The 12,408-nt window shown below is 64.3% G+C and carries 12 protein-coding genes; 9 read left to right on the top strand and 3 right to left on the bottom strand.

Features of this window, described 5'->3' with window-relative positions:
* Positions 1–51 precede the first annotated feature (51 nt).
* From queE to PI87_RS00875, 5 genes are all read left to right on the top strand, one after another.
* The gene (queE, locus tag PI87_RS00895; protein WP_039595801.1) at positions 52–690 is read left to right on the top strand and encodes a 7-carboxy-7-deazaguanine synthase; all 639 of its coding nucleotides are present in this window, start codon (positions 52–54) and stop codon (positions 688–690) included.
* A 77-nt stretch (positions 691–767) separates the two neighbouring features.
* Complete coding sequence (gene queD, locus PI87_RS00890; protein ID WP_039595800.1) at positions 768–1,244, top strand: 6-carboxytetrahydropterin synthase QueD; 477 nt, start codon at positions 768–770, stop codon at positions 1,242–1,244.
* A 19-nt stretch (positions 1,245–1,263) separates the two neighbouring features.
* A complete protein-coding gene (gene tadA / locus PI87_RS00885) occupies positions 1,264–1,812 on the top strand; it encodes a tRNA adenosine(34) deaminase TadA (RefSeq protein WP_039595799.1) in 549 nt (182 codons plus the stop codon).
* Positions 1,809–2,729: a muramoyltetrapeptide carboxypeptidase gene (ldcA, locus tag PI87_RS00880; protein WP_039595798.1), complete on the top strand. Its 921-nt coding sequence runs from the start codon at positions 1,809–1,811 to the stop codon at positions 2,727–2,729. Before tadA ends, ldcA begins: the two co-directional genes overlap by 4 nt.
* 111 nt (positions 2,730–2,840) lie before the next feature.
* Positions 2,841–4,463, top strand: a complete 1,623-nt coding sequence (locus PI87_RS00875) for an ABC-F family ATPase (protein WP_039595797.1) — start codon at positions 2,841–2,843, stop codon at positions 4,461–4,463.
* A gap of 68 nt (positions 4,464–4,531) precedes the next feature.
* Here PI87_RS00875 and PI87_RS00870 read toward each other — a convergent pair whose 3' ends face one another.
* Positions 4,532–5,059 (bottom strand): hypothetical protein, encoded by a 528-nt coding sequence (locus tag PI87_RS00870; protein ID WP_039595796.1) that lies wholly within the window; start codon positions 5,057–5,059, stop codon positions 4,532–4,534.
* A 151-nt stretch (positions 5,060–5,210) separates the two neighbouring features.
* Between PI87_RS00870 and PI87_RS00865 the strand changes: the two genes are divergently transcribed.
* Entirely contained in the window at positions 5,211–6,647 is a 1,437-nt protein-coding gene (locus tag PI87_RS00865) for an aldehyde dehydrogenase family protein (protein ID WP_039595795.1), read from the top strand.
* 54 nt (positions 6,648–6,701) lie between these two features.
* Here the strand turns inward: PI87_RS00865 and PI87_RS00860 are convergent, their stop codons facing one another.
* Complete coding sequence (locus tag PI87_RS00860; protein ID WP_039595794.1) at positions 6,702–6,935, bottom strand: DUF1289 domain-containing protein; 234 nt, start codon at positions 6,933–6,935, stop codon at positions 6,702–6,704.
* Positions 6,936–6,972: 37 nt separating this feature from the next.
* Complete coding sequence (locus PI87_RS00855) at positions 6,973–8,856, bottom strand: glycoside hydrolase family 15 protein (protein WP_039595793.1); 1,884 nt, start codon at positions 8,854–8,856, stop codon at positions 6,973–6,975.
* Positions 8,857–8,891: 35 nt separating this feature from the next.
* Here PI87_RS00855 and PI87_RS00850 point away from each other — a divergent pair, with 35 nt between their 5' ends.
* From PI87_RS00850 to PI87_RS00840, 3 genes are all read left to right on the top strand, one after another.
* Positions 8,892–10,124 carry a DUF2252 domain-containing protein gene (locus PI87_RS00850; protein WP_039595792.1) on the top strand — a complete coding sequence of 411 codons (1,233 nt, stop codon included), beginning with the start codon at positions 8,892–8,894 and terminating at the stop codon, positions 10,122–10,124.
* A 159-nt stretch (positions 10,125–10,283) separates the two neighbouring features.
* Positions 10,284–11,825, top strand: a complete 1,542-nt coding sequence (locus PI87_RS00845; protein WP_039595791.1) for a methyl-accepting chemotaxis protein — start codon at positions 10,284–10,286, stop codon at positions 11,823–11,825.
* A 52-nt stretch (positions 11,826–11,877) separates the two neighbouring features.
* Positions 11,878–12,405, top strand: coding sequence for a hypothetical protein (locus tag PI87_RS00840; protein WP_232313917.1), 528 nt, complete (start codon positions 11,878–11,880; stop codon positions 12,403–12,405).
* Positions 12,406–12,408 lie beyond the last annotated feature (3 nt).

Below are 12,408 nucleotides of genomic sequence, written 5' to 3'. Positions count from 1 at the left end.
ACGGTTTGCGCGGGAATCCAGCAGTTTTCCTGTGAATGCCACCGTTCAGACATGACTTACGCCGTCAAGGAAATCTTCTACACGCTGCAAGGCGAAGGTGCCAATACTGGCCGCGCAGCCGTCTTCTGCCGCTTTGCCGGCTGCAATCTCTGGAGCGGGCGCGAAGCTGATCGCGCCACCGCCGTCTGCCAGTTCTGTGACACCGACTTTGTCGGCACGGACGGCACGCAAGGCGGTAAATACACCACCGCAGACGCCCTGGCTGATACCGTTGCCGCCGAATGGCCGGCCAGTGCCACGGGCGGCAAGCCGCTCGTCATCTGCACCGGCGGCGAACCACTGCTGCAACTGGACACCCCCCTGATCGACGCCCTGCACGCACGCGGCTTCGAGATCGCCATCGAGACCAACGGCACCATCGCCGTCCCGCCCGGCATCGACTGGGTGTGCGTGAGCCCGAAGATGGGCTCGGAGCTGGTCGTCACGCGTGGCGATGAGCTGAAGGTCGTGATCCCGCAAGACGGGCAGGACCTCGACGCATATGAACGGCTGGATTTCCAGCATTTCTTCCTGCAGGCCATGGATGGCCCGCTTGCGCGGCAGAATACGGCGCTCGCCGTTGAGCTGTGCCAGCGCCGGCCGCGCTGGCGCCTGTCGCTGCAAACCCATAAGATGCTGGGCATCCGCTAAGGCGGGCCGCAGCATTTTGTCCCCGGTTTTCACCGGTTCCAGCCGTTTTGCGGCGTCCGCTGCCGCCCCCTCGCTCCATGACCAAGACCGTTTCCATCACGCGCCGGCTCGAATTCGATGCCGGCCACCGCATCCCGGGCCACGCCGGCCAGTGCCGCAACCTGCACGGCCATCGCTACCAGCTCGAACTCACGCTCACCGGCGAAGTCCTGCATAACGACAAGGCCGCCGACGACGGCATGATCCTCGACTTCGGCGACGTCAAGCAGCTCGCCAACAAGCACCTCGTTGACCTGTGGGACCACGCGTTCCTGGTCTACCGCGGCGACACCAAGCTGGTCGAATTCCTGAACGACATGGAAGGCGGTCACAAGACCGTCGTGCTGAACGACGTGCCGACGGTCGAGAACCTCGCGCAGATCGCGTTCGACATTCTCGAGCCGGTATTCCGCAATACGTTCGGGCACCATCTGCGCCTGTCCAAGCTGGTGCTGTACGAAACTCCCAACTGCTGGGCCGACGTGAAGCTCGCGCGCCCGCACGAGCAGGATTGATCGGATACAGCCGATACGCATGACCACGCCCCACGTTCTCACGCCGCCTGCCGACATGTCCGCTCACGAGCGCGACGGCTACTGGATGCAGCAGGCGCTGGTGCAGGCCAAGTTTGCGTGGGGGCAGGGCGAGGTGCCGGTGGGCGCCGTGGTCGTGCGCGGTAACGAGATCGTGGGCGTTGGCTACAACGCGCCGATCGGCACGCATGATCCGTCTGCCCATGCGGAGATGCGCGCGCTGCGCCAGGCCGCTGAAAAGCTCGGCAACTACCGCCTGCCCGACTGCGAAGTCTTCGTCACGCTGGAGCCGTGCGTGATGTGCGCCGGTGCCATGTTGCATGCCCGCGTGGCACGCGTCGTCTACGGCGCACCCGACCCCAAGACCGGTGCAGCCGGCAGCATCCTCGACCTGTTTGCCGAGACGCGCCTGAACCATCAGACCGCCATCACCGGCAGCGTGCTCGCGCAGGAATGCGGCGACATGCTGCGTGCCTTCTTTGCCGAGCGTCGCGCCAGTCAGCGCGCTGCGCGACTGGCCTCTACCGAATCCGACGATTCCTCTACATGACCACCGTCCGCCTGATCGCACCCTCCGGTTACCCGAACGATGCTGAGATCGCCAAGCGCGGCGTGGCGGTGCTGCAGGCGCAGGGCTGCGATCTGGTGAATACGGAATGCCTCACGCGCCAGCACCAGCGCTTTGCCGGTGATGACGATGCGCGGCTGGCTGACCTGCGCCAGATTGCCATCGGCAGCGGGCAGGAAATCGCCATGGCTATCCGCGGCGGCTACGGCCTGACGCGACTGCTGGACCGCATCGACTTTGCGTCGATCCACAAGCGTGCACAGGCTACGGACGGCATCATCGTCGGCCACAGTGATTTCACCGTGTTTTCGCTGGCGTATCTGGCCGCGACAGGTGGGGTGACCTTTGCGGGGCCGCATCTGTGCTCGGATTTCGCGCTGCCCGAGCTTGATGCCTACATGGTCGAGCACTTCTGGGGGATCCTGCGCAACCCGAACTACACGTTGCGGGTGGAGGTTCCGCAGACCACGGCGCGCGCAGGACGCATTGCCGGTACGTTGTGGGGCGGCAATCTGGCCATGCTGTGCAGCCTGATCGGCACGCCGCATCTGCCGAAGATCGACGGCGGCATCCTCTTCGTTGAAGACATCAACGAGCACCCGTACCGCGTCGAGCGCATGCTGCTGCAACTGCAGCAGGCTGGCGTGTTAGAGCGTCAGCAGGCGCTGGTGCTGGGTGACTTCTCGGGCTACCGCACCACGCCGTACGACGCTGGCTACGACTTCGGCCCCATGTGCGACTACCTGGCCGCGCGTCTGCCGATTCCGGTCGTCACGGGCTTGCCGTTCGGCCATTGCCCGACCAAGGCGACGCTGCCGATCGGCGCGCAGGCCGAGTTGGATATCGATGCCACGGGCTTTACGCTGCACTTGTCGGGCTATCCGACGTTGCGCGGTTAGGTCGTCTACCCATCCGGGTCACGCTCGGATGGTAAAATCCCAGGTTCTCTAAATGGCGTGCAGCAACTGGTTGCCGCGCCAGATCACCGCTTTCCAAATCAAGGTTTCCACGTGCTTTCCACCGCCAATATCACCATGCAGTTCGGGCCCAAGCCCTTGTTCGAGAACATCTCGGTCAAGTTTGGCGAGGGCAATCGCTACGGCCTGATCGGTGCCAACGGCTGCGGCAAGTCCACCTTCATGAAGATCCTGGGCGGCGATCTGGAGTCGAGCGCAGGCAATGTGATGCTGGAGCCGGGCGTGCGCCTGGGTAAGCTGCGCCAGGACCAGTTCGCCTATGAAGACATGCGCGTGCTGGACGTGGTGATGATGGGCCACACCGAAATGTGGGCCGCCGCGCAGGAGCGCGATGCCATCTACGCCAACCCGGAAGCCACCGACGACGACTACATGAAGGCCGCCGACCTGGAGGCCAAGTACGCCGAATACGACGGCTATACCGCCGAAGCGCGTGCGGGTGAACTGCTGATGGGCGTCGGCATCCCGACCGATCAGCACAACGGCCCGATGAGCGGCGTCGCCCCCGGCTGGAAGCTGCGTGTGCTGCTGGCACAGGCACTGTTCTCGAACCCGGACGTGCTACTGCTGGACGAACCGACCAACAACCTCGACATCAACACGATCCGCTGGCTGGAATCGGTGCTCAACGAGCGCAATTCCACCATGATCATCATCTCCCACGATCGCCACTTCCTGAACTCGGTCTGCACGCATATGGCCGACATGGACTACGGCACGCTCAAGGTCTACCCGGGCAACTACGACGACTACATGGAAGCCTCCATGCAGGCGCGTGAACGCCTGCAGGCCGCCAATGCGCGCGCCAAGGAGCGGATCTCGGACCTGCAGGACTTCGTGCGCCGCTTCTCAGCCAACAAGTCCAAGGCGCGTCAGGCCACGTCGCGCTTGAAGATGATCGACAAGATCAAGGTGGAAGACATCAAGCCGTCGTCGCGTCAGAACCCGTTCGTCCGCTTCGAGATGGAGAAGAAGCTGCACAACCTGGCAGTGGAAACCGAGAGCGCGCGCAAGACGTACGACCGCAAGATTTTCGACAACCTGACCATGGCTGTGCGCGCAGGTGAGCGGATCGCCATCATCGGCGAGAACGGCGCGGGTAAGACCACGCTGCTGCGCTCGCTGCTGAACCACTCGGTCAAGACTGGTGTGCAGCGCGGTATCGAGATCGACGGTGGCAGCGTCAAGTGGGCGGAGAACGCCAATGTCGGCTACATGCCGCAGGACACGTACGAAGAATTCCCCGAAGATCGCGACCTGATGGACTGGATGAGCCAGTGGACGCAAGCCGGTGACGACGACCAATCGCTGCGCGGCACGATGGGCCGCCTGCTGTTCTCGGCCGACGACATCAAGAAGAACGTCAAGGTGCTGTCCGGTGGCGAGAAGGGCCGCATGATCTGGGGCAAGCTGATGCTGGGCCGCCACAACGTGCTGGCGCTGGATGAGCCGACCAACCACATGGACATGGAGTCAATCGAGTCGCTGCAGATCGCGCTGGACAAGTTCGAAGGCACGCTGATCTTCGTATCGCACGACCGCGAACTGATCAGCGCCCTGGCCACGCGCATCATCGAAGTGCGCCCGAACGGCACGCTCAGCGATTACGCAGGCACGTATGACGAATACCTGCAGAGCCAGGGCGTGGAAGTCTGAGTACTACACGCACTAAACAAAAAGGCGGCCTCAACAGCCGCCTTTTTTGTTGCCCGCGTGGTGCAAGCCTAGCTGGTTGCTTCGTCGATCAGCAGATCCAGCTGAGCGATGACATTGCTGGCTTCCGCCTCGCCGCGCGCCTTGGCGAGCGCGGCCTTGAGCGTTTCGCGCAGGGCGACGAGGTCGGCCACGTTGCCGGCCTTTTCCACCTTCATCTCGAGCAGGTAGCCGCGCAGGCCGAGGTAGCGGCTGATGGTTTCCGTATAGAAGCGGTAGAGGCGCTGATAGCCCTCGACACCCTGTTCGCCGGAGGCGGTGTTTGGCGCAGGTGCAGCGGGCAGACCGGGTGCGGTGGCCGGTTCACTTTTAACGGGTATCGTCCCCACCATCTGTGAGCGGATATACCCGGCTTGCTCCAATTCTTCGAACACCGCCTGGTTCATGCCCAGCGGCGCAAGCTGGATGAGGATCTCGTCGCAGGTTTTCTCGCCATTGACCATGAGCAGCAACGCACGGTGCTTCTGATCCAGGCGGTTGGCGCGCGTGCGGATCTCGTCCTGGCCCTTGTCGGTCTTCTGGTAGATGGTTGTCGTCATGCTGTCTCCCTCGGCCGGCGCGTCTGCAGTGCGCGCTCTGCTGGCTCTACAATAGGACGATCATAACCGCCCGGGTGCGGTGGGCATCTCCGTCGCAACCCGGATAGCACAACGCGCAAACCGCGCATCCACCAGAGCGAGACAAGCAACGATGCAGCAACGCGACAAGCTTTTCATCAACGGTAAGTGGGTGGCGCCGCAAGGCAAGGGCGTCATTGAAGTGATTCATTCGGCCACCGAAGAGGTGATGGGGACGATTCCTGAAGGCAGCGCCGCCGATGCCGAAGCGGCCGTGGCAGCCGCCCGCGCCGCGTTTGACGGTTGGGCCGCCACGCCCGTGGCCAAGCGCGCCGAATACATCCAGAAGATCACTGACGGCCTCAAGGCCCGCAGCGAAGAACTGGCCCAGCTGATTGCCGGTGAAGTCGGCATGCCGATCAAGCTGGCGCGCGCTATCCAGGTGGGCGGCCCGGTGTTCAACTGGGGCAATTTCGCCAAGCTGCTCGGCAAATTCGAGTTTGAAGAGCAGGTCGCCAACTCGCTGGTGGTGCGCGAGCCGGTGGGCGTCGTGGGCGCCATCACGCCGTGGAACTACCCGCTCAACCAGATCACGCTGAAGGTTGCGCCGGCACTGGCCGCGGGCTGCACGGTGGTGCTCAAGCCGTCGGAAGTGGCGCCGCTCAATGCGTTTGTGTTGGCGGAAGTCATTGAAGAGGCCGGGTTGCCGCCGGGCGTGTTCAACCTCGTCACCGGCTACGGCCCGGTGGTGGGCGAAGTGCTGGCGAGCCATCCGGATGTCGACATGGTGTCGTTCACGGGCTCGACGCGCGCAGGCAAGCGCGTGGCCGAGCTGGCAGCGCAATCGGTCAAGCGCGTGGCGCTGGAGTTGGGCGGTAAGTCCGCCTCGGTGATCCTGGATGATGCGGACCTGTCGGCGGCGGTGAAGGGCACGCTGTCGGCCTGCTTCCTGAACTCGGGGCAGACCTGCTCGGCGCACACGCGCATGCTGGTACCGCGCGCCAAGTACGAAGAGGTGAAGGCGCTGGCCGCGCAGTTTGCGGCGGGCTACGTGCCGGGTGACCCTGCGCAGGAAACCACGCGCCTGGGCCCGCTGATCTCCGCCGTGCAGCGCGACCGCGTGCTTGGCTATATCCGCAAGGGCCTGGAAGAGGGCGCTGAACTCATCACCGGCGGGGCGGATGCTCCGGAAGGCCTGTCCACCGGCTTCTTCGTCAAGCCGACCGTGCTGGGCAACGTCAAGACCACCGACACCGTGGCGCGTGAAGAGATCTTTGGCCCCGTGCTCACCGTGATCTGCTACGACAACGAGGACGAGGCCATCCGCATTGCCAACGATAGCATCTACGGCCTGGGCGGCGGGGTGTGGTCGGGCGACGAGGCGCGGGCGATTCGCGTGGCGCGGCGCATCCGCACCGGGCAGGTCGACATCAATGGCGGGCCTTTCAACATGCAAGCGCCGTTTGGCGGCTACAAGCAGTCCGGCAACGGACGCGAGAACGGCAAGTACGGGCTGGAGGAGTTCCTGGAGTACAAGGCGCTGCAGCTCAAACCCGCGCAGACGGCCTGATCGGTCTTCTGCATCAACAAAAAACCCGGCTTCGGCCGGGTTTTCTTTTGGGGCTTACTTGCGGCTGCCGTCGGGGTTGTAGCCTTGCGCTGTGCCTTCGGCCAGGATGCGCGTCCAGACGGCGTTGCGCTCCTCATCGGTCATGAACACCCAGTTGCTGACTTCCAGCTGGGTGCGCCCACAGCCCTGGCAGACCTCGTCGAAGAGGGTCGAGCAAATGCCGACGCACGGGCTGTCGGGGCGGCCGAGCAGGGTGCTTTCGGGCGCACTGGAGATGTCGTCGGGCATGGTGGCGAGGGCGGTGAAAATCGGTTGGGCCGCTATTTTACCGGGACGGCGGATTCGGGGCCTGGGCACCTGTCCGCTGGCTGACATGATCGGCCGCGGCGGATAGCGCCAACGCTGAGTTCACCAGTGCGATATGCGAGAACGCCTGCGGAAAGTTGCCGACCAGCCGGCGCGCGCGCGGGTCGTACTCTTCCGAGAGCAGGCCTACGTCGTTGCGCAGTGCCAGCAGTTTCAGGAACAGCGCGCGCGCCTCTTCATCGCGACCCTGCAGGACGAGGTTGTCGACATACCAGAAGCTGCACGCGAGGAACACGCCTTCGCCTTTGGGCAACCCATCGGCCATGGCTTCTGTGCGATAGCGGCGGACAAGGCCATCGACGAGCAGGTCTTGTTCGATAGCCCGCACCGTGGCCTGGATGCGTGAGTCCGTTGCGGGGAGAAAGCCAACCAGCGGTAGCATCAGCAAGGCGGCGTCGACCTCTTCACCGCCGTACCTCTGCACGAAACAGCCACGGCGCGGGTGGATGCCGTGCGTGCAGACCTCGGCGTGAATACGGTCACGAACCGCGCGCCAGCGCTCAACTGGGCCATCGACGCCAAACTGCTCGATGCTTTTGACGGCGCGATCGAACGCGACCCACGCCATCACCTTGGAATGCGTGAAGTGCCGGGATGGGCCGCGCACCTCCCAGATGCCTTGGTCGGGGGACTGCCAGGTGTCTTCCAGATGCGTCATGAGCGCGACCTGCAAGCGCCATGACGTGTCGTCACCCGCCAGGCCGCCTTTGCGGGCGAGATAGAGCGCGTCCATCAGCTCGCCGTAGACATCGAGCTGGAGCTGCAGTGCAGCCGCATTGCCGATGCGTACTGGTCGTGCGCCTTCGTAGCCGGGCAACCAGGGGACCGTCCATTCGCCCAGGCGGCGTTCGCCGGCAATGCCGTACATGATCTGCCCCTGCGCTGGGCTACCGGCAATGGCGCGTTCGAGCCAGGCGCGCCAGGCAGATGCCTCGTCGTAGTAGCCGGCGTTCATGAGGGCGAGCAGTGTGAGGGTGGCGTCGCGCAGCCAGCAGTAGCGGTAGTCCCAGTTGCGTACGCCGCCGAGTTGTTCCGGTAGCGACGTCGTTGGCGCGGCGACCACGCCACCGGTGCGGTGATACGTCAGCGCCTTGAGCGTGATGAGGGAGCGCTCGACCGCCTCTGTCCATTCGCCCGCGCCATGGCATTGGCTGGACCACGCACGCCAGCGCGCCTCGATGTCGAACTGGGCTTCCAGTGCGTCGATGGAGGCCGGCAACGGCAAGTGCGATGGCGAATGCGTCAGTACGAAAGGCATCGCCTCGCCCTCGGCAACGGTGAATTCGGCCACGGTGGAGAGATTCTCGCCACGAATGGGTGCCGGCGTGCGCAGCGTCACCATGTCGGGGCCGGCAATGGCGCGCAGCACGCAGTCGGGTGTATCGCATGGGCCGTCGGCAGGGCTGCCGGTGGTTTCCTCCACGCGGCTGACCCACGGGACGGAGGTGCCGTAGTCGAAGCGCAATGTCAGGTCCATGTGCATGGCGACCGTGCCCGAGAGGCCCCGCACGATGCGCACGAGGTCGGACGTATCGCCGCGCACGCTGGGCGTGCCCGGCAGGCGTACGGGCATCAGGTCGGTCAGGCTGACGGAGCCGGTGTCGGTCTCGAAGACGCTCTCCAGCACGAGCGTGCCGGGCAGGTAACGGCGGTGAACATGACGAACGTCATCTTGTGGCGCAATTTGCCAGCGCCCATGATCGGGTGTGCCCAGCAGGGCGGCAAAACAGGCGCCCGAATCGAATCGGGGCCAGCACAACCAGTCGATCGAACCGTTGCGCGAGACCAGCGCAGCGGTTTCACAATCGCCGATCAGAGCGTACTCTTCGATTTTCGAGGGCATTGCACTCCACTCCAACAATCGATAGGGCCGTGACCATGCACGACAGTACCCGCGTCATCCTTGAGTACAACGCCGGGCGAGACCCGGAGCGCCTCACGCGCAAGCTGGCCGCCATTGCCGCCGATCCGTTCTCGTTCTTCCGCGGCACCAACAACCTGTACGCGGCATCGATGATCGACGCACCGCTCATGCACGAGGCACCTCGCACGCTGGTCTGCGGCGATCTGCACCTGGAGAACTTCGGCAGCTTCAAGGGCGACAACGGCCTGGTCTACTTCGATATGAACGACTTCGACGAAGCCCTGACCGCGCCGTTTACCGTCGATCTCGTACGCGTGCTGTCGAGTCTGCAGGTGGCCGCATATAGCTGGAAGCTGGCCGATGAAGACGCAAACAACCTCTGCCGCCGGTTTCTCGATACCTATGCAACCACGCTCGTCGACGGCAAACCGCGCTGGGTCGAGCGCGCCACTGCCACCGGCATCGTGCGCACCCTGCTGCGCGACCTGCGCAGGCGCAACCGCGCGGCCTACATTGCCGAGCGCACAGAACGCAACGGCAACCAGATCAACCTGCGTAACGATGGGCGCCGCACTTTGCGTGCCAGCAAGGATGAGGCCCGCCGCGCGCGTCGCATTCTCCAGGCCTATTCCGAGCAGGGCAATGGACACGGGCAGCGCTTTGTCGCCGTGGATGTGGCGCGTCGCATTGCCGGCACCGGCAGCCTGGGGCTGGAGCGCTATTCGGTGCTGGCCCGCCCCGAGAACGACCCCGACACCCTGCGCCTGATCGACATCAAGCTCTCGGTGCCGAGCGTCTGGGCCGATGTGCTGGGCGATTCGTGCAGCGTGGCGCCGTGGCATAGCGAGGCCGGGCGCGTGGTCGGCATCCAGCGCATCTCGCAGGCAATCTCGCCGGCGTTGTTGCGCGGCGTGGTCTACGGGGCCAAGGGGGAAAAGCCGAAGTCGTACGTGGTCAAGAGCCTGCAGCCGACGGCGGACCGTGTAGAGCTGGGCTCCGGCAAGCACGTCGTGGCCAACCTGGACGATGCGCTGCAGACCATGGCGCGCGTGGCCGCATGGTGCCATCTGCGCAGTTGCGGCCGGCTTGGCACCGACCTAGTCGAGAAGGTACAGGACTACGCAGCCGGCACGGCGTGGCGCAAATCGGCGCTGAAGCTGGCGACGCACGGGCGCAAGGTATCGCTCAAGCAGTGGGCCGAGTTTGCGGAGGACTACCGGCAGGCGCGCAAGAGCAAGACAGACTGAAAATTTGGGTGCGAGGTGGCATCGGGTGATGCATTGAGCGCTTCGCCCTCAAGTTCCGCCCCCGGGTGACCGATAGTGCCAAGGTAGCCGGCCGCCCGGCGCGATGGTCGCGCCTGCGTGAAGAGCCGCGCACGCTACCCTTGCCACTCTCCAGCGCCCATGTCTGCTCGTCTGACCATCCGCACCCGTCTGGTGCTCACGGTTTCCATTTTGTTTCTGTTGGCTCTGCTGATTGGCGTGGCCGGGCTGCTTGGCCTGCGGGACGCCAATCGCGCGCACGAACAGACCTTCACCAACCAGTTTCCGTCCGCGCTTGCCCTGGGCGAATCCGACCTGAGCCTGACGCGCGCCCGCACCGCGCTCGACAAGGCGATGCTGTATCCGGAAGACAAGGGCGCCATGCAGTTGCTCGATCGCACTGAAGAGCTGATCGCCCGCTCGGACGAGGCGTGGAAGAAATATCTGGCCCTGCCGCGCGACGATGAAGAGGAGCGCCTGGCCAAGGAAGTCGCCACCAAGCGTGACGCCGCGTCGGGCACGCTGCGCGACATCATCAAGGCACTGCGCGCAGGTGATCGCGCCACGGCCGACAAGATCATGGAGAAGGGCGTCTCCAAGGCCTTCCGCGATTCCAACGACACGAGCCTGGCGCTGAGCAAGAAGCAGCTCGCCTTCTCCAAGGCCAACTACGATGAATCGCGCGAAGCCTACGCGCGTTTCCGCATGATCGTGATTGCCGCGATTGTGTTTGCACTGCTGGTGGCGCTGGTGTGCGCATGGTCGCTGCTGCGCGCCATTGTCGGGCCGCTGAACGCCACACTGGCACAGTTCGACCGCATTGCCGCAGGGGACCTGACGCAGCCTGTGCATGTCGACCGTGGAGACGAGATGGGCCGCCTGCTCGAAGGCCTGGCCCGCATGCAGGGCGCGTTGACCGACACCGTGCGCCGCGTGCGCACCGGCTCCGAATCGATCGGCGCAGCCACCAAACAGATCGCTGCCGGCAATGCCGACCTTTCGCAACGTACGGAAGAGCAGGCCAGCTCGTTGGAGGAAACCGCTTCCAGCATGGAAGAAATGACCTCCATCGTGCGCCAGAACGCTGACAACGCCCGCCAGGCCAGCCAACTGGCCGACAGCGCCTCGCATGTGGCCAGCCAGGGCGGCGCGGTGGTGACCGACGTGGTGGCAACCATGCGCGAGATCAGCGCGTCGTCGCGCACGGTGTCTGAAATCATTGGTGTGATTGACGGCATTGCCTTCCAGACCAACATCCTGGCGCTGAACGCCGCTGTGGAAGCGGCCCGCGCAGGTGAACAGGGCCGTGGCTTTGCCGTGGTGGCCGGCGAGGTGCGCAACCTCGCGCAGCGCAGCGCAGCAGCGGCCAAGGAGATCAAGGAGATGATTGAGGCGTCGCTGTCCAAGGTCGAGACGGGCAGCGCGCTGGCCGAACGCGCCGGCACTACGATGGAGGACATCGTCGCCTCCATCCGCCGCGTGACGGACATCATGGGCGAGATTGCCGCCGCCTCCAACGAGCAAAGCTCGGGCATCGAGCAAGTCAACAAGGCCGTCACGCTGATGGACGAAGCCACGCAGCAGAACGCCGCGCTGGTCGAGCAGGCGGCCGCAGCAGCCGAATCACTGGAAGAGCAGGCGCAGGTGCTGAACGCCGCCATTGCTGCCTTCCGACTGGCTTGATCTGATCGGTACGATGTATCGGTTTGATCTGGATGTGTGGCAATGACTTGCCTTGAGCGCCGTTTCGGTTGATATAACCGGAACGCTTATTCAAGGATCAAGGAATCACACCATGCCGTTCATCATTGCCGCGTTTGCGCTGGTAGGTTTGCTCATCTATGGCGCTATCCGGTTGTATGTAGCGGTGGCTTCGGCTTACGGTGCGGTGGCGGGCGGTGCTGCGGTATTGATTGCAGCGGCGCTCCTCGCTGCGGCCGTCATCAATCTTGTTCGCCGCTACCGCGCGGTACACGGCGTCAACGTGAAGGGGCAGCGGATCGTGTCCCTGAGCGGGAGCTGGGGCCAGGTTGCCGTCGACGCTGAACAGAAGCGCGGGTCATTGCGCCTGCATGACCAGGACGCACGATTCCTCTTTGCCGATATTGCCGGCGCCGATGCGGTTGAACGCGACGGCGCGTGGTCTCTGGCATTGCGGCTGAAGCATCAGGCACAAGCGGATTGGCTGATCCCGATGCGCAACCGCCAGGAAGCAAAGCGCTGGGCGAAGATCTTCGCCCTGGCAGCCACGCAGGAGCTTTGAGCC

Origin of the sequence: Ralstonia sp. A12, from assembly GCF_000801955.1 — a bacterium.
GTDB lineage: Bacteria > Pseudomonadota > Gammaproteobacteria > Burkholderiales > Burkholderiaceae > Ralstonia.
This window is presented reverse-complemented; position numbering and strand designations above follow the sequence as displayed.